Below are 25,169 nucleotides of genomic sequence, written 5' to 3'. Positions count from 1 at the left end.
TATGGAACAACATAATACGGATATTCTGGTTATCGGAGCCGGACTGACCGGTCTGACTACCGCCTTCCGGCTGACCCGCGGAGGAAAACAGGTACATATCCTGGAATGTAGTAACCGGGTAGGCGGGCAAATACATACCTTCCGTGAAGACGGGTTCGTTTTTGAAAGCGGACCGAATACCGGAGTGATATCCTATCCCGAGGTCGCCGAACTGTTTGAAGCCTTGTCGCCTGCCTGTCAATTGGAAACGGCCCATGAAGAGGCCAAACGCCGCCTGATCTGGAAAGGAAACTCTTTCCGTGCATTACCTTCCGGCTTGTTGAGTGCAATAACAACCCCGTTGTTTACTCTCGGCGATAAATTCCGTATCCTGGGCGAACCTTTCCGGGCAAAAGGTACGAATCCCGATGAATCGGTCGGTGAACTGGCTGCCCGCCGTTTGGGAAAGTCATTCCTGAATTATGCCGTAGACCCGTTCCTCTCCGGTGTTTATGCCGGCGATCCGCTGAAACTTATTACCCGTTATGCTTTACCTAAATTGTATAACCTGGAACAGCAATACGGAGGATTTATCAAAGGCACGATTGCCAAAGCCCGGCTGCCTAAAACAGACCGTGACCGATTGGCAACCAAAAAGGTTTTCTCCGCTGCCGGTGGTTTGGAGAATCTGGCGAAAGCGATGGCAGAGGCTATCGGTTCCCGGAATATCACCTTGTCGGCTTCCGGCGTGACGGTCCGTCCGTCCGAAAAAGGCTGGCTGGCTACTTATACGACTTCCGAAGGCGAACAACTTATGCATGCCAATAAGGTCGTAACGACGAGCGGTGCCTATACCTTGCCTGACCTGCTGCCGTTCATTCCCCGGGAAGATATGGATAAGATCAGTAACCTGCAATATGCTCCGGTAATACAGGCGAGTGTCGGCATTCGTAATACCGGGAGTTTGCGTTTTAACGCTTTTGGCGGACTGGTCCCTTCCTGCGAAAAGAAAGATGTGCTGGGGATTCTTTTCCCGGCTGCCTGTTTCGATAATCGCGCACCGAAAGAAGGAGCGCTCTTTTCTTTCTTTATCGGTGGCGTCAAGCGGGCGGAACTGACCCGTTTAACCGATGATGAACTAAAGGGGCTGATCACACATGAATTTCATGCAATGCTGAAATTTCCTATTCAGGTGCAACCGGATATGATCCGTATTTTTCGCCACCCGCATGCAATACCGCAGTATGGCCTGAGCAGCGGCGAACGTTTCGCTACGATCGATCAGTTGGAGGCACGTTATCCCGGACTGATACTGGCCGGTAATATGAAAGGTGGTATCGGCATGGCCGACCGTATCCGGCAGGCGACTGGTATTGCTGAAAACTTGCTCATGTAAGTCAAAATCCTTTTCTTTGCAGAAAAGATCTATTCATGGATGATACGGATAAAATGGTCGAAATAGCCCGGTTTCAATATCCGGCAGAGGCCCAGACACTGATCGCTTTGCTCAGGTCGGAAGATATCGAATGTTATTTGAGGAACGAATATAGCAGTCAACTGATGGCGGGTTATATAGATGTTGGCGGTGCCCGTGTAGAGGTGCTTGAAAGCGATGTGCCCCGGGCGTTGGAGGTGATGGAAGCCGGTGGGTACGACATTCCTGCGGAGGATGAAGAACCAGAGCAGATACAGGTCGTAGCCGGATGGGCCCGTCATATCCCTTTTCTTCGTAATTACACGTTAGAGAAGCAAATTGTCATCTTATTTGTGATTATTGCTGTGTTTTTGGTATTATTGATCTTTTTTGGATCACAAATCTCGTCTAACTAAAAAAATGTAACCGATGGCCCGTAGAAAGATAACAAATAGTCAGGCGGTGTGTCTCACTCTTTTATGGGGTGTTTTGGCCTACATGCTGCTTGTTTACAGTGAAAAGATAACCTTTGATGTGGTTTTTGCCTTGGTAGCGTCCGCTATCATTGTGTTCGTTCCTGTCTATAAAAACATAAAACGTAGAAATGAGTGACATTTAGTCACGTTTGCCTCTTTAAAATATCATTTCGATATTTTTTTATCATTTTTTCTTTCAAATATTTGCCGGTTTGAAAAAATGGCTTACCTTTGCGACGTTCTTAAAAGAAGAACGCTAACTAGCAAATTGGTATAACATTCTAAATAAACAGTTCTTATGAAGGCAAATGAAGTTTTAGACAACTTAAAGAGAAGATTTCCTAACGAACCCGAGTATCATCAGGCAGTTGCTGAAGTTTTAGGCACAATTGAAGAAGCCTATAACGAACATCCTGAATTTGAAAAGAGCAACTTGATCGAACGTCTTTGTATTCCTGATCGCATTTTCTCATTCCGCGTAACATGGGTAGACGATAAAGGACAGGTACAGACAAACATGGGTTACCGTATCCAGCATAACAACGTGATCGGCCCGTACAAAGGCGGTATCCGTTTCCATGCTTCTGTAAATCAATCGATCCTTAAGTTCCTGGCTTTCGAACAGACTTTCAAGAACTCATTGACTACACTGCCGATGGGTGGTGGTAAAGGTGGTGCCGACTTCAGCCCGCGTGGCAAATCAAATGCTGAAATCATGCGTTTCTGCCAGGCTTTCGTTATGGAATTGTGGCGTCACATTGGTCCGGATACAGACGTTCCTGCCGGTGATATAGGTGTTGGCGGACGTGAAGTTGCTTATATGTATGGTATGTACAAAAAGCTGGCCCGCGAAAACACAGGTACATTCACAGGTAAAGGTATCGAATTCGGTGGTTCACTGATTCGTCCGGAAGCAACAGGTTACGGTAACGTTTACTTCCTGCTGGAAATGCTGAAGACTCGTAACATCGACATTAAAGGTAAAGTGGTTGCTGTTTCAGGTTCAGGTAACGTAGCTCAGTATACGGTTGAAAAACTGATCGAACTGGGTGCTAAGCCGGTTACTATGTCTGACTCTGACGGTTATATCTATGATCCGGACGGTATCGACCGTGAGAAACTGGATTATATCATGGAATTGAAGAACCTCTATCGTGGACGTATCCGCGAATATGCAGAAAAATATGGCTGCAAATATGTTCAGGGTGGCCGTCCCTGGGGTGAAAAATGTGACATCGCCATGCCGAGTGCAACTCAGAACGAATTGAACGGTGACGATGCCAAGACATTGTTGGCTAACGGTTGTTTCGCTGTATCGGAAGGTGCAAACATGCCTTCTACTCCGGAAGCTATCGATGCATTCCTGGAAGCTAAGATCCTGTATGCTCCGGGTAAGGCTGCTAACGCCGGTGGTGTTTCCGTATCAGGTCTGGAAATGACTCAGAATGCAATGAAGCTGAGCTGGACAAGAGAAGAAGTAGACGAAAAGCTGAAAGGTATCATGAAGTCTATCCACGAACAGTGTGTAAAATACGGAACACAGGCTGACGGAACTGTAAACTACGTGAAGGGTGCAAATGTGGCCGGCTTCATGAAGGTTGCAAAAGCTATGATGGCGCAAGGTATCTTATAATTGACAGAAATGTCGGTTACCATATAGATTTTGGTCATGGAAAAAGGGAGTCAAAAATGGCTCCCTTTTTTATTAAATACAATTTTTTTATTCCACGTATAAAACCAGTCCTTTCAGATATTCCCCTTCCGGATGATAGATGTTTACCGGATGATCGGCCGGTTGCGTCAGCTGATGCAGGATACGGACGCTACGTCCGGATTGTGCAGCGGCACTGAATACGGCCAGGCGGAAATTCTCTTTACTGACAACCTGCGAACAGGAGAAAGTAAATAAAATACCTCCCGGTTTAATCTTTTCAAAAGCGATCGCGTTTAGTTTACGGTATCCTTGCAAAGCATTGCGGAGCACGTTCTTATGCTTGGCAAAGGCTGGCGGGTCCAGAATGATCAGGTCGTAATTGCTACCCATCTTTTCCAGATATTTGAAGGCATCTTCCGCAAAAGCCTTATGTCGCAGGTCGCCAGGGAAGTTCAATTCTACATTTTTATTTGTCAGTGAAATCGCTTTGGCCGAACTGTCTACCGAATGAACCACTTCGGCACCGCCACGCATCGCATAGAACGAAAATCCTCCGGTGTAGCAAAACATGTTCAGCACCGAATGACCTTTGGCATACCGCTCCAGCAAAGAACGGTTTTCGCGCTGGTCCACAAAGAAACCGGTCTTTTGGCCTTTCTGCCAGTCCACACAGAACTTCAGTCCGTTTTCTGTTGCAATATCCTCTACTTCTCCGCCATATAGGTAACCGTCCTCACTGCCGAGATTGGCTTTATAAGGAAGAGTCGCTTCCGATTTATAATAAATGTTCTGTAAAGTATCTCCCAGTACCGTTTTTAACGCTTCGGCAATTTCGTGGCGGGCATAATGCATACCGACCGAATGCGCCTGCATAACAGCCGTATGGGCATACATGTCGATAACGAGTCCCGGAAGATTATCTCCTTCCCCATGAATCAGGCGAAAAGTATTATTGTTTTCCACACCTGCCAGTCCCAGTTCGCGGCGAATAGCATAAGCCACGCGGATACGTTCTACCCAAAAATCCGCATCGATCGTAATCGGTTTGAACGATAAGATACGTACGGCAATGCTGCCTATCTGATAATGGCCGATAGCCAGAAAACGCTGGTTCGTTCCGTACACCTTTACCAGGTCGCCCTCTTCAGGATTCCCTTCAATGCTTTGGATAGCTCCGGAGAACACCCACGGATGGAAGCGCAACAACGATTCTTCCTTTTTCGGTTTGAGAAAGATTTTACAATAGTTCATTCTTATTTATCTTGATTCAATTGGTTGTAAATTTTCAGACAAGCCCAGGCGTCCAGGGCTGCATATTTCTTTTGTTGTTCGGTCAGCACATCGGCTTCCCAGTTGCTCAGGCGCTGGCCTTTCGATATTTTCTTATCGAAAAGGATCGCGTAGATCTTTTGCAGGCTGGCATCCTCGATACCGAATTGTCCCACATAATTCTGCAAATCCAGAAAGTTGGCCGGTTTGATATCCGTCCGCTTCCGCATGGCACCGAAATCATCGCGCAGGGATAACCCGATTTTTAATATTTTATCGTTAACCAGAAAATCTTCAAGCGATTGCGGAATACCGATTCTGTTCAACCGGAACAGGAAGCAAGCCTCATCTGTCGAAATCTGCATCAACGAAATCTTATAGCGTGTCCCCTTTTTAAAACTGGGACGTGTTTCCGTATCGAAGCCAACCGCTTCGAACTGGGTTAAATAGCTGACGGCTTTATCGGCATCCTTTTCGGTGTCGATAACAAGGATCCGTCCCGGAAATTCTTCTATTTCAAGAAGTGATATCTCTTCTTTTGTTATTGTGTGTGTGTATTGTGTCATCATTCCTCGTTCGTTTCAATAATTTCTTCATCGCTGTAACGGATAGCGTGAAGCGCTTTCAGTGCATTTAAGAGTTGCTGTCCCCAGAACTCCTGGAAATTGGCGCGGCATAAAGCAATAGCCTGAAGCATGACTTCCTCATTTCCCTGTCGAAAAAGTGAAACAAAATTTCCTGTGTCTTGGTAAACATCCGCTAGGTTTTCCGAAACAAATGCAGCGATTGGCGTGTCGCTATATTGCATATCCGGATGAAATGTCTCCAGGTAAGAGTCTTTTTCTCCCAGCAGGGCGGCAATACGGGTCCGCACGGCTTCGTACATATCTTCCGTAACAGTCAGTTCCGGTTCGTCATCTTCGTCGTCCACTTCCGCTTCCGGTAATAGTGTCGCCTTCAGATAGAGCAGAGGTAACAGCTTGATTCCTTTATCTATAAAATCAAAAAGGCCGTTTTGTCCGGCTGTTTCAACAAATGTACAAAATTCCAGCGCTACAGTTACAAACTCCAGCGTATTGCGTTCATATATGGGATTATTCTCCTTTTCCATGCTACTTCTTATAGTATACCTATGATTTCTAACTTGCAAAAGTAAGAAATATATTGCGATAATCAGAATTATTAATTCTTATTAAGGTCTAATAAGAGGATGTCGATGAGAAAATTTTCGTGTGTGTTAAAGAGAATACGTGGGAAACAATAAAATATAAGCGTTCAGGAGGATAATTTCTCCCTTTCTGTTGTATCTTTGATGCTAATGGATTTAGCGGCTGATAATTGTCGGCCGTTTGGTTGATAATTATGTGCCAATCGGTCGATAATTGTGAGCCAAACGGCCGAGGATTATCAACCATTGATTACCTGCCGTACTAATTCAAATTAGTAAGGCATATAGATGAAAAGAGTATGTAACCAAATAAATAATACCATGTCAATAAAATTTAAAGCTTACTACACGCCGAAGCCGAATGGACGTAAAGGCATGCGGTTGACACATGCCCGTGCGATCAGCAGGGGAACTTATAATCTGGAAAAAGTTTGCAGGTTGATAAGCGAACGTTCTGCTGTATCGTCGGCAGAAGTCAAAAGTGTCTTGGATTCATTTGCCTGGGTGGTCGAACTGGCCCTGGAGGACGGCTGCCATATCGAGTTGGATGATCTGGGGTATTTCTCGCCATCATTGAAAACTACTCCGAATAAAGAAAACGGAAACAAGGGAACGGTTTACGTAGATGGAATTAATTACCGTTGTTCCACTTCTCTACGAAAAAAGTTAAGGAAAATCGATCTGGAGTTTGAAAAAGATAAAAAGATACTTGATAACAGGGAGACACTAAAAGATAAATTGTTGAAATACATGAAACATTGGGAAAGTGTGACTCCGCGTGCTTATGCTAAAGAATTTGGTTGTAGCCGTTACCGGGCGGAAATAGATCTGAAGAAGTTCGTGGAGGAAGGCGTACTCGTCAAGGTGGGCTATCGGAATAAGGTGATGTATTTGCTGGCGGCGGATAAGCAGGAAGAATAGTATGTATAAACAGCGCATAACAAACAATCGGATACAGGACTTGAAGCCGGATGAGATTTTTGTATTTGGTAGTAATTTGGCAGGAGCTCATGGTGGAGGTGCCGCTCTCCTGGCTTATCGTAAATGGGGAGCCGTATGGGGACAAGGTGTCGGTTTACAGGGACAAACGTATGCTATACCAACGATGCATGGCGGTGTGGATAAAATCGATCCTTATGTAAAGGATTTTATCTGTTTTGCAAAGCAACATCCGGAAATGACTTTTCTGGTAACAGAAATCGGTTGTGGAATTGCTGGCTTTCTTCCGGAAGAAATTGCTCCTTTGTTTAATGAGGCTATTTGGGTCGGGAACATTTATCTTCCGGAAAGGTTTTGGAAGGTTTTGATGAGTTAGTAGATTGATTAACATAGTAAAAACAAATAATATACCATTGGTTGTGCTCGTTTTCCGAATTGTGGCTATCCGGATTGGAAGTATTAACTGCATATGGAGTATTTGTTTGTTATGAGGTAAGTATTATATGCTTTTTGCTCAATAAAAAAGCATATAATAAAAAAATGGCTATATTTGGAAGCTGAAGTTAACCAGGTGCAGGTAGACACAGGTTAGTCTATTAATGCTTTTATGAATGTAGCTGAAGAAGATATTATAAAAAAATTAGTTCAGGGAGATCGAGAGAGTTTTGACTATATTTATACTTGTTATGTGAATAATTTGTATGCTTATGGGAAAGGGTTCGGTCTTTCGGACGATGAATTGTATGATGTTCTTCATGATCTTTTCCTGTCATTGTTATCTAATACGAAAATTTTTGAAGGCGTTAGAAATATAAAATCTTTTTTGTTTACTTGTTTTAAGAACAGACTTTTGAATGTCTTAAAAATCCCCTATGAATATAGTGACGTAGAACAGTGTGAACATTTATTTGTTGTTGAGGTCGATTTACTGGATGAACTGATAGACCGTGAACAAGCTGCTATGAGAGTACAGAAAGTAAAATCTCTGCTGGATACTTTAACGGATCGGCAACGGGAAGCCATCTATTTAAGGTATATGCAAAAACTTTCCTATGATGAGATTGCAGATATGTTAGACCTGACCCAGAAAGGTGCACGAAAGTTGGTGGCGAGGGGAATTGAACATATGCGTGAGGAGGCAACCTCATCTGTTATTCCGCTATTTTTGATAATCTTTCCTTCTGATTGGATATAAAAAATCATTTTTTTTAATTATTTGAATTTTTGTGGGGGCAAAAAATGAGTGAGGTTGTCTTAATAGTAACAACACTTGTTTTCTTATATGAAAAAGAAAGTAAAAAATGATTTTTGGCAAGATGAGCGCTTTGTCCGTAACAGACTGTTGTCGGATGAAGAATCTACTGCATATTGGGAAGCCTATTTGAAGGAACATCCTGATAAACAGGAACTTTATGAAGAAGCGTGCCATGATTTTGAAAAAATACAATTGAACAATTATTCTTTATCGGAGGAAAAGCAAAAGGAATTATTGGACAAGGTTTATAGAAGCCATAATGCACAAAAGAAAAAACAACATAACCTTTATTTATATGGGGCACTGGTTGCAGCCTGCCTGATCGGAGTTTTGTTTTTGATTCCGGTTTATATGAGTCATGATTCATCTGTCGGTCAAGATAGTTTGGCTGTTCTCCCGGTAAGCGATACTGTTCATACGGAAGTTACTTTAATCACAGATCGAGCGGAAACAATTGAGATTGAAGATAATGCTATTATTGCCTACGATTCTACTGTTTATGTACAGAATGCCAAAGGGCAGAAAAATTATTTATCAGAATCGAAAGTGGACCCGAAGGAAAAAATGGTTTATAATACCTTAGTCGTTCCCCGTGGAAAACGTTCCTCATTGCAATTGCCGGACGGATCGAAAGTATGGGTTAATGCCGGATCTGTTTTACGTTTCCCCTCGACATTTTCTTCTGAAAAGCGAATGATTCAAGTGCAGGGTGAAATTTATATAGAGGTGGTCAGAGACGAGTCGAAACCTTTTTATGTGCAAACTCCTAAATTTACAGTCAATGTGCTAGGGACGAGTTTTAATGTCTCTGCTTATTCTGATGAAGAACTTCAGTCTGTCGTTTTGGTTAAAGGGCAGGTCGCTGTAAAAACAGAGATGAATGAAGAAATAAAATTAATTCCTAATCAGAAACTAGAGATGAACGATCACAAGAATAAAGTCGTACCAGTCGATGTGTACGACTACACTTCATGGAAAGATGGAATTCTTCAGTTTAAGGGAGAAACTGTAGCCGAAGTATTGAAACGGTTGAGCCGTTATTATAATGTAGAGATAAAGTGTGATCCATCAGTGGCCGGTAGGCGATGTGGTGGTGAGTTGATTCTTTTTGATGATGTAAATCAGGTGATGAAGTCTCTTTCTTTGTTATATGAATTTACTTATCGGTTTGAATCGGAGACTATTATAATTGAATAATAACTAAAAATGAAAAGCCTATGTAAAATGTAAAGAGAGTCATTGTTAATCAGTAAAGAATAAGCCCGGATAACGGCAATTATCCAGGCTTGATTGAATTTAAATTTTCCAGTAGTAAATTGAAAAACCTAAAATGTATACAAATGTATGAAAAAAGTAAGTCGTAACAATACAAATCGGTTACGTTCTCTTCTTAAAATGTTTGAAAGTGTGGGATTTATTGTAGTTCTATTATTAGGAGCTACTAATATTCATGCTCACACGGATCATGTTTTCGTATCGATAGAACAACTAGTTAAAGCTAGAAAAACAACCATGTTGGATGTCTTTAAAACGATAAAAGAAAAGACCGGGTATATATTCTTTTATTCGGAAGACATAAAAGCTGAGTTAGAGAAAGAAGTTACTCTAAAGACTACCTCCGGTTCTATAGAGGATATTTTAAAGCCTCTTTTTGTAAATTCTAATCTGACTTTTGAAATTAACGAAAAGCAGGTTATTATTAAACAGAAAATGGATAGATCCGTAACTCCTTCCATACAACAACAACCGATTGAATTGACGGGTGTTGTGGTGGATGAGACAGGAGTACCTGTTATCGGAGCCAATGTGTTGGTTAAAGGAACGACAATGGGTATAATAACGGATGTCGATGGTAAATTTATATTGAAAGTGCCTGCTAACAGTACGTTGGTTGTTTCTTTTATCGGATATAAAACGGTAGAGATAAAACCGGGTAAAAGGAATCATGTCTCTGTAGAACTGGTAGAGGATACGGAACATCTGGAAGAAGTAGTGATCGTTGGATACGGAGTCCAAGAAAAAGAAAGTGTTGTGGGTGCGATCACACAGGTTGGAAATAAGAGTTTGGTGCAATCTGGAGTGTCTGATGTGACTGCTGCAATTGCCGGTAAACTATCCGGTGTATTAACTATGCAGCAATCTGGTCAACCGGGACAGACAACGAATGATATTATTATTCGTGGTGTTTCCAGTTGGAACAGCTCTAAACCTTTGGTTATGGTGGACGGAGTGGAACGTGATTTTGCAGATCTCGACCCGAATGAAATCAATACGATTTCTGTTTTGAAAGATGCGTCGGCAACAGCTGTTTTCGGTGCAAAAGGGGCTAATGGGGTTATCTTGGTGACGACTAAGCGCGGTGTGGAATCTAAACCGAAATTAGATTTTTCAGCTTCTTACGGTATTGAACTGCCGACCCGAATGCCTAGGCATGTTAATTCTTATACGACAATGAGTATGTATAATGTCGGATTGATGAATGCCGGGACTTTTCAGAGCCTAACCCCTCAGAATGTACTTGATGAGTACCGGAACCCTTCTACTCCGTTGAATTCAATCCGTTATCCGGATGTTGATTGGTTTGATGTACTGGCTCGTGATTTTGCGCCGGTAACGAATGCTAATTTTAATATACGCGGCGGTACAAATTTTGTGAAATACTTTGCTTCTTTAGGATATTATCATCAGGGTTCATTCTTTAATTCTTTGAATGAAGGTTATTGCGATACGAGATATAAGTATGATCGTTTTAATTTTCGTGGAAATCTGGATTTTGATTTGACTAAGTCTACTGTTCTATCCTTTAATATCGGAGGAGATATTAGTATACAGAATACTCCAGGTGAAGATCCTTGGAGGCCGGTTTATCAGGCTAGTACAACATTGTATCCAGCCTATTATCCGGCATGGGTTTTGGAGCAGGTTCCGGATCTGGATTATCCGGATGCGTCCGGAGATCGTCTGGCGGCAGCACAGAATGATGCAAGAGGAAATCCTTATTCCGCTCTTCACCAGGGGAAATTTAATGAATATACATCTTCTAAATTATTTACGGATCTTATTCTTAAACAGAATTTGGATATGGTAACGAAAGGACTGTCCGTCCAGGCAAAAGTGTCATTAAGTACGTATTATAAAAATAAATCTCTGACAGCTGATTGGTCGGTTCCTCAATATACGCTTAATTTTGATAAAATAGGGACAGGAATGAATCCTTGGTTCAGGGAAGGTGAAGGAAACGAAAGTTGGACGCAGCCTCCGTTGGATATTAATGTGGGCGGATTGGAAAATGGTTATTACAGTAATTTGTATTATGAGTTTTCATTGGATTATAAACGTTCATTTGGAAAACATAATGTAACGGCACTGGCATTAATGAGCCGTCATCAGAAAAATTCAGGAACAGATTTTGCCTACTATAACGAGAGTTGGGTAGGTCGTGCTACTTATAATTTTGATAAAAGATATTTATTGGAGGTCAATATTGGGTACACTGGTTCCGAACGGTTTGCCCCTTCTAATCGTTTTGGTTTTTTCCCTTCCGGTGCTGTCGGTTGGGTTGTTTCGGAAGAAAAGTTCTTTAAAGATAATATCTCCTGGATGAACAAATTGAAATTCCGTTATTCTGATGGGAAAGTAGGTAGTGATTCCGCTAGTGAACGATGGCTTTATATTGGCGAATATAGTGCTAACGGAAATTATATTTATGAAGATAAAGTACCTAATATATACGCTCAGTGGGAGGAAGCTCGAAAAAGAGACTTGGGTATTGAAATGGCTTTTTTAGATAATATGATAACTGTAGGAGTTGATTTTTTTGATGAAAAAAGAACACATATGTTGTTAAATCCTCAAAGTAATACCATGTTGATTGGTAATAACGGGTTTAAACAATTAAACAAAGGTTCAATGAAAAAGCATGGTCTGGAAGTTGAACTGGGATTTAACAAAACAACTTCGTATGGATTAAGTTATAATTTGAAGGGAATTTTTGGTTTCAATGAAAACCGGATTGTAGATAAAGATGATTTACCCTATGCCCCGGAATATAAAAAAGCGGCTGGAAAACCTTATGGAGCTCAGCTTGATGGGGCTTTATTAACGGGTTCCGGATATTATACGTCTGTGGATGATATTCATAATAATCCGGCTCCAACAACTATAGGCAATATAAATGTAGGTGATTATAAATTTTTGGATTATACGGCTGACGGAAAAATAGATACTTATGATAAGTATGCAATTGACGGAACTCTTTATCCGCCGATAACTTTTTCTTTATCCGGAGGATTTTCCTATAAAAATTTTGATTTTAGTATTTTGTTTCAGGGAAATTCCGGTAAATATGTTGAGTATAATGAAGCATTTGAGGCAGAGTTTACCAGTGGTTCTCTTCGGGTTCATGAGTCTCAATTGGATTATTGGACGCCGATTAATCCTAATGCAAATCATTCGACTTTGCATTATGTGGGACAGGGAAATCCTCCTATGTTATCTTGGGGGGGAGGAGATGCTTATGCCGGATATGGTATAATGATTAAAGATCGTTTTTGGAGAAAAGCGGACTATATTCGGTTGAAAGAGATTTATCTGGGTTATAACATAAAACCGAAATACTTGAAGAAGTGGGTCGGTATTTCTGCCGTTACAGTATATGCTTCGGGAAATAACCTTTTTACGATTACGAGTTTGTTAGAAGGTGATCCGGAAAGAAAAGATTTTGCTCGCGGATTCTATCCTCAGATGAGTACTTATAAAGTTGGTTTGAAAGTCGCTTTTTAAAACTTAAATCAATATGAAGAAATATATATTATTATTTATTGCAGTAATTGGTTTGTCAACACAATTTTCTTGTACGGATTATTTGGATAAAGCCCCGGAGTCTGGTTTATCAGAAGAAGATGTGTTTACTAAACATGTGAATTTTAAGAAATTCTTTTATACCGTTTATGGGGGTAAAGAGAACAAGAATATTACATGTGCTCATGCATTGAGTATCGCGAATTGGGATCAACGTTATGGGCTGGAGGCATTAACAGAACTGGCTGATAATGGACGTTTACTTGGTGGTCAAAGGATAAAAGGCGGAGTGATGGGAACAGATATCAATTTTTTTACCTATCAAACTTCGGCAACCAGAAGACCTATCCTTGATGCTATGTTTAAAGTAATACGGGTCTCGAATATCGCATTGGAAAAAGTTGATCAGATCAAAGATGCTACTCAGGAAGATATTGAAGATTTGAGAGGACAAGCTTATTTCATACGGGGATATGCACATTTTGTATTAAATCGTTATTGGGGTCCGATGCCGTATCTGAATCAGTCGATCGGTGCTTATGATGAATGGGATATTCCGCGTCTTTCCAAAAATGAAAGTTTGAGGTGCGTTGCATTGGATATGGATTCAGCTTTTGTCGCTTTCGAGAAAGCGGGAAAAATACGCCGTGATCCGGGACCAGGAGAACCAGGACATTTGAATGACCCGGATTTGGAGAAACCCAATGGCGTAGCTGCTAAGGCAATGAAAGCCAGAGCGCTATTGTATGCGGCAAGTCCGTTGAATAATGCGAATGGTTCGAAAGATTGGGAAGATGCAGCTGTTGCCAGTTGGGAGGCGATCCAATTGGCACAAAAATATCAGTATGCTTTGATTGACGGAGACAGGTATACGGATAATATGTACGGTGTAAAATATACAAATGAGCAGATATGGGCCTGGCATGCGGGAAATAAAAATTATGGAAATGCTCCGACTGCATTGCAAAATGGAATATTTTCTAATAAGAAAACAATCGTGTCCGGTGAAAATCCAACACAGAATTTTGTGGACATGTTCGAAACACAGTGGGGAGATCCTTTGAATACGGAAGAGGATAGAAAAGAGGCTATCAAATTAGGACATTATAATGAACAAGATCCTTATGTAAGTCGTGATCCTCGTTTTTACCATTGTGTTATTTACAATCAGGCAAATATAATATGGGCGAAAGTGGCAGATGGAGAAGTTAAAAATAAGGCAAATATCTATTATGAGAATGATAATGGAAAATTTAAATATTCTACACTTTTAGATCAGAGTTATGTTGGTGTTAGTCATACAGGGTATTATACCCGGAAATATTTTGGCGATATGAGTGTCCAGAATCAGGTAAATACTTTGACGACAGATCCGTTGATTCGTTTGACTGAATTATATCTTAATTATGCCGAGGCAGCAAATGAAGCCTATGGTCCGTCCGGAAAAGCCCCAGGGGCTTCTATGTCTGCTATAGATGCTATCAACCTGATTAGAGAACGTGTTGATATGGTTCCGGTTAAATCAATTTATACGAAGGATACGGAAACGTTCAGAAAGCATATTAAAAATGAACGTACAATCGAATTATATGGCGAGGGTCATCATTACTTTGATATCCGACGCTGGAAGGATGCTCCGGTAATCATGTCGACAAAATTATATGGAATGGATATTGAGAAAGTGGAGAAAAGCGCTGAATATCCTACCGGATTTAAATATACACGGCAGCCGTTGGAAGAAGGACGTCAGGTCAGATGGCACGATGCTATGTATTATTTTCCGTTCCATTCGGATGATTATTATAAATTGAAAAACTTTGATACCAGTTTGAATCCAATTTGGTGATAAGAACCATAAAAAAAGAAGAATTATATGAATCTATATAAACGACTATATGTCATAACAAAATGCGTAGGTTTGATTTTACTTTTTCTGACCGGCTATGGTAATCTGTCTGCACAGGAAAAAGAAAAATCGAAAGTGTTAGAACTCACCATACGAGTTGTGGATGAGGCTGATGAGACTGTTTCTGATGCAGAAATAGTGGTTGGTGAAGGTTTTACCCATGGGGTAACAGACCAAAACGGTGAATATAAACTGAAAGCGAAACCAACCGATTTTATCACTGTTTCTAAACCGGGATTTGAAAAAGTAGTTACTTCAATGCCTCTGTTGAATAACGACCCTTCGGTTGTATTGAAACACTCCTTACTCTATCGTTCGGAAGATGATCGTATTCAGTTGCCGTACACCTATAACTTTAAAAGGAATACGACGGGCGATTATATTGTTATTACAGGCAAGGAATTGGAAAAATATCCTTCCAATGATCTCCGTAATGCGTTGGTTGGGCTGATTCCCGGCTTAATGATAACGGAAGGGGAAGGATCGACCGGTACGAGTGCGGAAGAAACACGCGGCCAGTTCGGGGTAAAGACGAAAGTTTCTGCTAATATGCGTGGTTTCAGTCCGATTTATGTCATAGACGATATGCAGATCGATATTACGGAAATGCAGTTGGATCCTTCAGAAATAGAAACGGTTACATTTGTTAAAGATGTGGTTGGTAAAGCAATGTACGGACCGCGGGCGGCAAATGGAATTATTTTTATCAAGACTAAAAAAGGACAGGCTAATGACCGGATATTGAATGTGAATGTAGAAGGCGGGGTTAGCATGGTAGATCGTTTCCCGAAATGGGCGACAGCCGGAGAATATGCCCGCTTGAATAATCAGGCACGTATCAACGATGGTTTGTCTCCTTTATATGATGACGCGGCACTTGCCGGTTATGATAGAAATGATCCGTATGATAAAATATATCCGGCTGTTAACTATCAGGATATGATGTTTAATGATCTGAAATCTTATCAACGGGCTAATGTGTCTTCTTCGGGTGGCAATAACTTTATTAAGTATTATGCTTATCTGGGATATTCGGGTGAAGGTGATAATTTCAAGATTGGAAATAATGCGGATTATAACCGGTTGAATGCCCGGGCTAATCTGGATATGAATGTGAATGATTTTATTAATGTGGAATTCGGATTTTTCGGAGGACTGACAATTCGCCGCTCTCCCAACTATGGATATGATAAAGATTATGGGAAGGATAATAGTGATGATGCGGAACTGGATATTTTTGAATTTAATTCGGCTATAGAAGATGCGACGACAATTGCTCCCAATGCATTTCCTGTATATGCGGCTTTTGATGAAGAATCGGGTTTGCCTTGGTATGGAGTAAGTTCCACTTTTAAAAGAAATCCGATTGGTCATTTGGTAGATAATGGTTACTATAACGAAACGGGGCGTTTGGGCGCTGCCAATGTAGCTTTGAACTATGATATGAATCATTTGGTTAAGGGACTGAAATCCAGAACGTATGTCGGATTTAATGCTTATAACCTGACCCGTATCGGAAAGGCGGAACAATTTGCAGCTTATATTGCCACCCCGAATGCTGATAAAACAGATGTAACTTTGGAAAAAGTGTGGGATTTGACGGAAATGTCCGGACAGGCAAAATTGCATGATTATTATTTCCAACAGTTTTCCGGCTATCAGACATTTTCTTATGATCGACTATTTAATGATGTACATGGAATCAACACTGCATTGACTTATCATATTTCCAAATTGACGCGTAACCAGGTAGAGAATCCTTTATGCCAACAAAATGTGAATTGGACGGGTAGTTATACCTATGATAATAAGTATACGTTGCAAGCGGCTGTGACTTTTGCCGGAACACAGAGCCTGATTAGTTCATATCAATATCAGTTCTTCCCTTCTGTCGGTGCCAGCTGGATCATCTCGGATGAACAGTTTATGAAAAACTTGAAATTTATTGATTTTCTTAAATTGAGGGCAGAATATGGAGAACTCGGCTATCAGGCGTTGACTCCGACGCTTTTCATGTATGAAGATAAATGGGGGGTAGACAATAAAGGTACTGCATTTGGACCTCATACGAATAATCAGTGGTTTGGAAGTAATACGGATAACAATATTTACCGTTCGACCTATAACAAACTGGGTAATCCTGATTTGAATTGGGAAACACGTAAAGAGTTTAGTGTCGGTTTGGATGCTCTTATGTTGGATCGTAAATTGTCTGTCAGTGTTAGTTATTATAATACTCTTCGTACTAATGAATGGGTGAAACCGACTAACCGGTATCCGTTGGCTATCGGTTTGCTGGCAACACCTTATGTGAATTTTAATAAAACGCGTTATTACGGAGTGGAACTCTCTGCAAAATATACAGATAAAATAGGTGATTTCCGGTATTCAATCGGTGCGATGGCTACTTTACCGAGAACTGAGCGCATCCAATTCGATCAACCTGATTATCGTAATGAATACCAAAGTCGTATCGGAAAACCGACAGATGCTTATTTTGGATTGGTTCATCAGGGACGGTTTAGTTCGGATGAAGAAGCAAATAAAATACCTCAACTGTTCGATGAAAAATTGAAAGCTGGAGATTTTAAATATGCAGATTTGAATAATGACGGAGTTGTGGATGGTAATGATATGAAACAGATAGGGAATACATCTCCTCGTTTGTTTTATGCATTGAATATTAATCTGGCTTATAAAAATATCGAGTTAACGATTATCGGAGACGGCCGTTCTGGTTTTGATATTCCCTTGACCAGCAAATATTTCCATAACGGTTGGGGTGATAATAATTATTCAAAATATTTAGTGGAGAATGTGGGTACTGATAAGTTACCTCGGCAGACATATTATAAAGTGGAAAACAATTATCAGGCATCTACATTTTGGTTGAAAAAAGGTGATTATTTTAAAATCCAGAATATTGAAATTGCTTATAATCTACCTTTGGCAGCCTCCGCTTTCATGGGTATCCGTAAGGCTCGTTTCTTTGTTCGCGGTGCTAATCTGGCAACAATTTCCGGAATAAAAGATATTGATCCTGAATCTGCAACCTCGGGGATAGATCGTTATCCGCTGAATAGAACGTTTACGGGCGGAGTCAAATTAACCTTCTAAAATTAAGAGTAAGATGAAAAATATAGTAAAAACAAGTCTTTTTGCAGTAGTAGTTATGATGAGCACATCCTGTGCGGATTTTCTGGATCCTTATCCTTACGGCAGATTATCGGAAGAGGATTTTTGGGAGCGCCAGGATGCTGTACAAGGATTAGTCGGACAGTGCTATGACTATATGCAGCGTAATTATAACCATAATAATGGCTTTTTTCTGGATGGGGCGACCGATGATGCGGTAGTAACGAGCTCTACACATGCGATGGCAAAGTTGGCTACCGGAGCTTTAACTCCGTCAAAGGATCCTTTTGAGGCTTATTGGATAGAGGATTATAAAGGAATCGCTTTAGTCAACAAATTTTTGAAAGATCAACATGGGTTTAATACTCGTTTTATGGTAGATGCCCATTTTAACGATCTGGTACGTTATCGTTTACAGGGAGAAGCTTTTGCGTTGCGTGCCTGGTTCCAGTGGGATTTACTTCGGCGTTATGGTGGTATCGGTATAAAGAGTGGCGAGTTGCTGGGGTTCCCTATTATTACCGAACCGGTAAATGTTTTTGAGGACGATATGAACCTTGCACGAGATACGTATGCCGCGTGCGTAAAACAAATAGAGAGTGATTGCGATTCCGCATACGCTTATTTGCCGATCGCGCATCGCGATTTTTTAGTGGAAAATGCGGGCGATCTGGTTTATGCCGGTTCTCGTTATTGGGGCCGTTTAGACGGTATCACAATGACTGCCCTCAAATCGCAAATGTATCTTACATATGCCAGTCCGCTGTTTAATCCGGAGAATGATATGACACGTTGGGAGAAGGCAGCTATATATGCCAAACAGGTGATCGACTTTAAACTAAATGTGGATAATGTAAAAAACGGATTTAATCCGGTAAATAGAGTTGATTGGACTGATCCGAATTTTCCGGGTATAGTTTATGGTTCTCGCTATGATAATAATAATGATGCAATGGAACGTGTTTTGTATCCGGCTGGTTTCCAGGGGAATGGTGCGCTAGGGGCTACTCAGGACCTGGTGGATGCTTTTCCAATGAAGAACGGTTATCCGAAAGATCATCCGGAAGGAGCAAAACTATATGACCCGAAAAATCCGTATGCTAATCGCGACCCTCGTTTTTACAGTGTGATTTTTTATAATAATTCGAAAGCCAACAGAGATAATAATGAGACAAAGCCTATGTATACTTTTGAATGTTGGGAAAATCAAGATGCATTGGGAAAAGATGCCGCAGGAAATAAAGCGACCAGCCGTACGAACTATCATATAAAGAAATATATTTATATGGGACTAAACTGGAGTGATGCGACCGTAAAGAAGATGCCGCATTCCCGTTTCTATATTCGTTGGGCCCATATGGTTCTGAACTTCGCAGAAGCAGCTAATGAAATTGGAGGACCTAATCATCCGATTGACGGATTGTCGGCAAAGGAGGCCATGAAATATTTGCGTACCAGAAAAACTTATGATGGGAAAGAGCTTTATACGGACGATGATCCTTATCTGGACGAGGTCGCTACAATGGGAAAAGATCAGTTCAGAAAGTTTATACAGAATGAACGGCGTCTGGAAACTTGTTTCGAGGGTATGCGTTTTTATGATCTTAGGAGATGGTCGAAAGATGGCAGCATTGAAATGTTGAATCAACCTGTCTATAAAGCAAAAATTTTGAAGAATGCGGAGAATACTTTTGATTATGATAAGGATGTTGTAGAAAATAGAATTTATACATCACCTTATCTTCCGTTACCCTATGATGATATCTTGAGAATGGATAAATTGGAACAGAATAAAGGCTGGGATAACTGGCAGTAAAATGAATTTAATAAAAACATAGAAGCATGAAAAAGATAGGAGTTTTTATATTATTGGCTGCGGCTTTGACTTCTTGCTATGACGAATATGTGAAAGATTATGATTATGATGGGGTTTATTTTCCTTATCAGGAGAATGTCAGGACTTTTGTCGTTGGCGAGGGGTTGAAGATCGATGTAGGGACTGTATTGGCCGGGGTTTTGGAAAATAATAAGGACCGTGTTGTTCGTTATCAGATAAAGAATGATCTGGTGACACCGGATGCTTTGGCACGGATGAAAAGCGGACAGAATTATATAAAGAATTCTGTCGCGGGTGTAAATGAACTGTTGCCTATGCCAGCAGATTATTATTCATTAAGTAATTCGGAAGAGATGGTGATTCGTAAGGGGTCACATGGCGGAACAGTTACTGTCTATGCGGATTCTGCTAAATTTCTTTCTGATCCGAAGACATTGAAAGCAGCTTATGCATTACCTTTTTATATAGAGTCGGCTGATGCGGATTCTATCATAGAGCCCATGCGGTATGCTGTGATCGGATTGAAATATGAAAATATGCTTTTCGGTAATTATTGGCATGGAGGAGTTCGGGTTGTAAAGGATGCGGCTGGTAATACGCTGAATACGGTTGCTTACTATACCCAGATACCACAGCCGGAATCTAAAGTCTGGACTTTATCTACAGTCGCTCCTTTCGAACTGGAGACAAACGGTCTGGCAGATGATGCGGATAAAGGTTCTATGAAGTTGACTTTAAATTCGGACGGGACTATTACGGTGGGAAAATCTTCTTCCTCTGACATAAATGTATTGCCGGACGGAGAATCCCGTTTTAATCAGGCCAAACTACTTCAGGATAGAAAAATATTCCTTAAGTATAAATACGATAATGGAGATGGTACTATCTCTTATGTAACGGATACATTAACATTCAGAAACCGTGTAAGAGATGGAGTGAATGAATGGCAGGATGAAAATCCGGGAAACTATGAGTGAGTTTTTTATTTGTGTTTTTTAAAAGAACAGTGTCTTTAAGCAAAGACACTGTTTTATAATATCTAATATCAAAAAACTATATGATTACAAGAAATGTACGAAAAGTTTGTAATACGGCTTTTCTGGCGTGTTGTTTATTAGCAGGAGGAGTGAATGCCCAACAATATAAATGGGACACGCCTCCTTATGCTGAAGATTATGCCTTTATCACAAATGATGGTGCCTGGTGTTGGTTTTCTGATCCCCGTGCGATTTATGTCAATGATAAGATGATTGGCGGATTTGTAGATAAAGAGGGAAGTATCTGGGCTTTTAGTTATGATCCTGCAACTCAGGAAAGACGGCAGTATAAACTGAAAGATAAGTTTGATTACGATGACCATGCGAATCCATCGGTTATGGCACTTCCTGACAATCGAATTGCCATTTTTTTCTCTGCTCATGGCGGAACCAAGAATTCTCCCATTTATTATGCGATATCGAAAAATCCGGCCGATATATCATCATGGAATGAATTACAGCAAGTCGATCCTGATATGCCCGGAAAATTAGGTGTTTGTTATTCCAATCCGGCAATGCTTTCTTCAGAAAATAACCGGACGTATCTCTTCTTTAGAGGACGTAATTTTAAACCGACTTTTATAGCGACAGATGATTTTAAAACCTGGAGTGATCCGGTAACGATTGTAGTCAATGATACGATTTTTGGAGAGAGTGGCCGTCCTTATATGAAAGTTACGACTAATCATAAAGATAAAATTTTCTTTGCTTTTACAGATGCCCATCCTCGTGATAGAGCAACGAATTCGATTTATTTTATGATGTATGAAAAAGGGAAACTGACTAAAGCAAACGGAGAAATTATATCGGATAGCTTTGATAAGCCAGTGATGCCAAGTCAGACCGATAAAGTCTACGATGCAACAAAAACATTCGATAAGGCCTGGATTTGGGATGTGGCTTTCGATCAGGAAGAAAAACCTGTTCTGGTCTATGCCCGTTTTTCTCATGCCAGAAGTACTCATTCTTATTGGTATGCCCGCTGGAACGGGAATGAATGGGAAAATCATAAAATAACGGATGCCGCGCAGTGTTTTATGCGTAATGATTATAATAATAAAAACTATATGGAAACCGAAGAAAATTATTCGGGAGGAGTTTATCTGGATCATCAGAATCCTTCGGTTGTTTATACCTCGCGGCCTATTAATAATGTATTTGAAATAGAGAAATGGACATTTGTTGGAGGAAAGGATAAATGGAAGACAGAGGCGGTAACCCGGGATTCGGAACGTGACAATATTCGTCCTTTTGTTGTTCGTAATTATTCCGGTGATCAACCGAATGTCTTATGGGCTTATAATTATAAATATCCTGGCTTTAAGTCTTATGAAAGTGCTATCCGTGTGAATCAAAAGGCGAAAGGATTTGATAGCAGCCTGAATAAAGAAGCGATTAAAACAGTTGCCGCTAAGGTTGCGGATTGGCAGCTTCGTGATTATAAAACAGCGCCGTTTAGTAGTGGTGTCGCCCGTGGCTGGAGGAATGGAGTTTTATATAACGGAATGTTCGACTGGGCAGAATTGAGCGGTGATAATAAATATTTTAAGTATTTGGAGAATATCTTCAATAAAGAATATTGGCAGGTAGGTAACCGTATGTATAATGCGGATGATATTTGTGTGGCTCAGGCTTATTTGGATATGTATGTAAAGTACAAGAAGGACAATATGTTAATTCCAACATTGGCACGTGCGGAATGGGTACTCGAACACCAACCAAAAGGAAATATCGATATATCGAAAGGAAAAAGTGACCGTTGGTGGTGGTGTGACGCTTTATATATGGCTCCGGCAGTTTATTCCCGTCTGTATGCGATTACCGGCAATAGGGCGTTTATGAAATTTGCCGATAAGGAATTCAAAGCGACTTACGAACATTTATATGATAAAGAAGAGAAGTTATTTTTCCGTGATGGGAATTATCTGGATAAACGTGAGGCAAACGGAAAGAAGGTTTTCTGGGGGCGTGGTAATGGTTGGGTTATGGGTGGCCTGGCTGAAATATTGAAAACCTTACCGGCAGGGGATAAAAAATATCGTCCGTATTATCTACAACTATTCCGTGAAATGAGTGACCGGGTAGCTGAGTTGCAGTGTGAAGATGGTTTTTGGCGGACAAGTATGCTGGATATGGAAACATATCCGGATCCTGAAACGAGTAGTACGGGGTTGTTTGTTTATGCATTGGCTTACGGTATAAATCAGGGATATCTGCCTAAAGATAAATTTTTACCGGTAGTAACGAAAGGTTGGAAAGCGCTTGTCGCTTCAGTAGATACGGAAGGAAAAGTCTGTTGGGTACAACCGGTAGGGCAGGCTCCGAAGAGAATTGAAAAAAGAATGACACAGGTGTATGGGACCGGAGGTTTTCTGATGGCAGCTTGTGAAATGTATAAATTGACAGAATGATAGCTACTTGTTTAGAAGTAGCTGTTACATAATTAGTAGTATGATTGTAAACCTCGAAAGTTTTTATTTACTTTCGAGGTTTATTTGGTTTATAAATAATGACTTTTGCATATTCGATGTTTTTATTTACTTTTGTTTATAGTAAGGAGTTTGTTTTGAGATATCGGATATATTGATGGATTTCGAGAATTTTTACATAACATGGTATTCGCGTGTCAAATATTTTGCACGCGACTATGTCCTTTCTGATGAGGAGGCTGAAAATATCGCACAGGATGTTTTTCTGGAGTTCTATCAAAAGAGAGAGGAACTGGGTTTCCACATAAATCTGGTTGCCTATTTATTTACCTCTGTGAAAAATAAATGTATCGATTATTTACGGCGGAGGTTGATGGAACAGGAAGCTGCTGTTAAAATGCAGGAGGAGTTCGATCTGTCTTTCCGTATGAAATTTGATTCATTGGAGGCTTTCAATCTGGAAGGCCTTTCTGAAGACAATATAAAAGACATCATAGAGAAAGCACTTGATACGTTACCCGAACGGTGCCGGGAGATTTTTGTAATGAGTAAAATAGAAGGGAAAAAACAGAAAGAAATAGCAGAAGAATTGAATGTATCTGTGAAAACCATTGAAAGCCAGATGACTATAGCCTACAAAAAGTTGAGAGAAGAATTGAAAAACCACTTACCGCTACTCCTGTTCCTTTTATCTTCCTGGGAAAATTGAGATAAACAGAAAAAAAATTTGATTTTGTTTAGGGGGATTATTTTTCCTGTTCGTTTACTATATAAAGAATCGTACACGATGGATGAAAAAATAATAAAATATTGTCAGGGAAATTTATCAAAAGAAGAACAGGATCAGCTTCTGAAAGAAGCCTACAAAGACCCTGTGCTGAAATCCCGGATAATAGATTATCAACATTTACATAGCTTGCTCGAATTGACTCCCGAACGGATGGACAAGGAGCAGGGCCGGATAAATTATGCTTGTTTCAGAAAGCTGGTTAATTCTCAAAAGCGGAAAGTAATGCTGATATCTTTCAGCCGGTATGCTGCGATCATTGTAATTGCTTTTGTTTCTGCATGGATGCTGGCCTCTTATTATTTTTCGGGGAATCTGGCAGAACAGAAAGAATTGATCGCTTTTCAGCAGGAACTGCTTGTCCCGGCCGGGCAGCGTGCGGAACTGACGTTACCTGACGGAACGAAAGTGTGGCTGAATGCCGGTTCGAAATTATCTTATCCTTCTTTTTTTGAAAAGGAGCGGAAGGTTTTTTTATCGGGGGAAGGATTTTTTGATGTGGCTAAAAACGAAAAAGTACCTTTTATTGTTTCTACCGGAACGATCGATGTAAAGGCTTTGGGTACTCAGTTCAATGTGTTCTGTTACCCGGGGAGTGACTATACCGGTGTTTATCTTCAGCAAGGGTCTGTGAAGGCTTATTTCCCCTCTTCAGAGTCGGAAGGAGTTGTACTTTCTCCGGAACAGTATTTGGTTCAGAAAGGGAAACGGCTGGAACTGTCGACGAAGGATCCGGATGAATTGTTGTGGCGCCAAGGTATTTATACATTTAAAAGGCAAAAGTTAGGAAGCATCATAAAGAAACTCGAGTTACATTATGATGTAAAAATAATTGTGAAAGACCCGGAAATATTAAATTATGAATATGTCGGAAAGTTCCGTCAAAGGGATGGCGTGCTGGAAATACTCCGGTTGATCCAGCGGATACATAAATTTAATATTAAAAAAGATGATGAGTTGAATCAGATCGTTCTGAGTAAGTAAAAAGAAGTATTAACCTTTAAATGTAATATGTATGAGCCCATGACAAATTAAAAAAATCGGCAGATATTGGCGTATCTACCGATTTAGCGAAAAGCAAACC

At 40.6% G+C, this 25,169-nt stretch carries 19 protein-coding genes; 16 read left to right on the top strand and 3 right to left on the bottom strand.

Annotated features, from left to right (window positions below; genetic code table 11):
* The first annotated feature begins 1 nt into the window (after position 1).
* From hemG to HMPREF1535_RS02300, 4 genes are all read left to right on the top strand, one after another.
* Positions 2-1,375, top strand: a complete 1,374-nt coding sequence (gene hemG, locus HMPREF1535_RS02315; RefSeq protein WP_046145186.1) for a protoporphyrinogen oxidase — start codon at positions 2-4, stop codon at positions 1,373-1,375.
* Between the two features lie 35 nt (positions 1,376-1,410).
* Positions 1,411-1,809: a putative signal transducing protein gene (locus HMPREF1535_RS02310; protein ID WP_010802297.1), complete on the top strand. Its 399-nt coding sequence runs from the start codon at positions 1,411-1,413 to the stop codon at positions 1,807-1,809.
* Between the two features lie 13 nt (positions 1,810-1,822).
* On the top strand, positions 1,823-2,005 hold the full coding sequence (locus HMPREF1535_RS26440; protein ID WP_007657367.1) for a hypothetical protein: 183 nt from the start codon (positions 1,823-1,825) through the stop codon (positions 2,003-2,005).
* A gap of 162 nt (positions 2,006-2,167) precedes the next feature.
* On the top strand, positions 2,168-3,502 hold the full coding sequence (locus tag HMPREF1535_RS02300; protein ID WP_046145185.1) for an NADP-specific glutamate dehydrogenase: 1,335 nt from the start codon (positions 2,168-2,170) through the stop codon (positions 3,500-3,502).
* Between the two features lie 87 nt (positions 3,503-3,589).
* Here HMPREF1535_RS02300 and HMPREF1535_RS02295 read toward each other — a convergent pair whose 3' ends face one another.
* Genes HMPREF1535_RS02295 through HMPREF1535_RS02285 form a run of 3 tightly spaced genes read right to left on the bottom strand, consistent with a single transcriptional unit; the run spans position 3,590 to position 5,903 of the window.
* Complete coding sequence (locus tag HMPREF1535_RS02295) at positions 3,590-4,774, bottom strand: class I SAM-dependent rRNA methyltransferase (protein WP_046145184.1); 1,185 nt, start codon at positions 4,772-4,774, stop codon at positions 3,590-3,592.
* 2 nt (positions 4,775-4,776) lie between these two features.
* Positions 4,777-5,361 (bottom strand): 3'-5' exonuclease, encoded by a 585-nt coding sequence (locus HMPREF1535_RS02290; RefSeq protein ID WP_007657374.1) that lies wholly within the window; start codon positions 5,359-5,361, stop codon positions 4,777-4,779.
* A complete protein-coding gene (locus HMPREF1535_RS02285) occupies positions 5,358-5,903 on the bottom strand; it encodes a DUF5063 domain-containing protein (protein WP_046145183.1) in 546 nt (181 codons plus the stop codon). The genes HMPREF1535_RS02290 and HMPREF1535_RS02285 overlap by 4 nt, the downstream gene beginning before the upstream one ends.
* A 378-nt stretch (positions 5,904-6,281) precedes the next feature.
* On the opposite strand from HMPREF1535_RS02285, the gene HMPREF1535_RS02280 reads away from it, so the two are divergent.
* The 12 genes from HMPREF1535_RS02280 (at position 6,282) to HMPREF1535_RS02225 (ending at position 25,069) form a co-directional block, all read left to right on the top strand.
* Positions 6,282-6,881, top strand: a complete 600-nt coding sequence (locus HMPREF1535_RS02280; RefSeq protein WP_046145182.1) for an HU family DNA-binding protein — start codon at positions 6,282-6,284, stop codon at positions 6,879-6,881.
* A 1-nt stretch (position 6,882) separates the two neighbouring features.
* On the top strand, positions 6,883-7,275 hold the full coding sequence (locus HMPREF1535_RS02275; RefSeq protein WP_046145181.1) for an A1S_2505 family phage non-structural protein: 393 nt from the start codon (positions 6,883-6,885) through the stop codon (positions 7,273-7,275).
* Between the two features lie 231 nt (positions 7,276-7,506).
* On the top strand, positions 7,507-8,094 hold the full coding sequence (locus HMPREF1535_RS02270) for an RNA polymerase sigma factor (protein ID WP_046145180.1): 588 nt from the start codon (positions 7,507-7,509) through the stop codon (positions 8,092-8,094).
* 87 nt (positions 8,095-8,181) lie between these two features.
* Positions 8,182-9,351, top strand: a complete 1,170-nt coding sequence (locus tag HMPREF1535_RS02265; protein WP_046145179.1) for a FecR family protein — start codon at positions 8,182-8,184, stop codon at positions 9,349-9,351.
* A gap of 147 nt (positions 9,352-9,498) precedes the next feature.
* Positions 9,499-12,936 carry a TonB-dependent receptor gene (locus tag HMPREF1535_RS02260; RefSeq protein ID WP_046145178.1) on the top strand — a complete coding sequence of 1,146 codons (3,438 nt, stop codon included), beginning with the start codon at positions 9,499-9,501 and terminating at the stop codon, positions 12,934-12,936.
* A gap of 13 nt (positions 12,937-12,949) precedes the next feature.
* Positions 12,950-14,800 carry a RagB/SusD family nutrient uptake outer membrane protein gene (locus HMPREF1535_RS02255; RefSeq protein WP_046145177.1) on the top strand — a complete coding sequence of 617 codons (1,851 nt, stop codon included), beginning with the start codon at positions 12,950-12,952 and terminating at the stop codon, positions 14,798-14,800.
* A 27-nt stretch (positions 14,801-14,827) separates the two neighbouring features.
* Positions 14,828-17,977 carry a SusC/RagA family TonB-linked outer membrane protein gene (locus HMPREF1535_RS02250; protein WP_046145176.1) on the top strand — a complete coding sequence of 1,050 codons (3,150 nt, stop codon included), beginning with the start codon at positions 14,828-14,830 and terminating at the stop codon, positions 17,975-17,977.
* A 13-nt stretch (positions 17,978-17,990) separates the two neighbouring features.
* Positions 17,991-19,811 (top strand): RagB/SusD family nutrient uptake outer membrane protein, encoded by a 1,821-nt coding sequence (locus HMPREF1535_RS02245; protein ID WP_046145175.1) that lies wholly within the window; start codon positions 17,991-17,993, stop codon positions 19,809-19,811.
* Between the two features lie 26 nt (positions 19,812-19,837).
* A complete protein-coding gene (locus HMPREF1535_RS02240) occupies positions 19,838-20,809 on the top strand; it encodes a DUF1735 domain-containing protein (RefSeq protein ID WP_046145174.1) in 972 nt (323 codons plus the stop codon).
* An 80-nt stretch (positions 20,810-20,889) separates the two neighbouring features.
* Positions 20,890-23,280, top strand: coding sequence for a glycoside hydrolase family 88 protein (locus tag HMPREF1535_RS02235; protein ID WP_046145173.1), 2,391 nt, complete (start codon positions 20,890-20,892; stop codon positions 23,278-23,280).
* A gap of 175 nt (positions 23,281-23,455) precedes the next feature.
* Positions 23,456-24,007 carry an RNA polymerase sigma-70 factor gene (locus HMPREF1535_RS02230; RefSeq protein WP_046145172.1) on the top strand — a complete coding sequence of 184 codons (552 nt, stop codon included), beginning with the start codon at positions 23,456-23,458 and terminating at the stop codon, positions 24,005-24,007.
* A 78-nt stretch (positions 24,008-24,085) separates the two neighbouring features.
* Positions 24,086-25,069: a FecR family protein gene (locus HMPREF1535_RS02225; protein WP_046145171.1), complete on the top strand. Its 984-nt coding sequence runs from the start codon at positions 24,086-24,088 to the stop codon at positions 25,067-25,069.
* Positions 25,070-25,169: the final 100 nt, after the last annotated feature.

The sequence above is a fragment of the Parabacteroides goldsteinii DSM 19448 = WAL 12034 genome (genome assembly GCF_000969835.1).
Classification (GTDB): Bacteria; Bacteroidota; Bacteroidia; order Bacteroidales; family Tannerellaceae; genus Parabacteroides; species Parabacteroides goldsteinii.
Note: the sequence above shows the minus strand (reverse complement) of the source record. Positions and strands in the feature narration are given on the sequence as shown.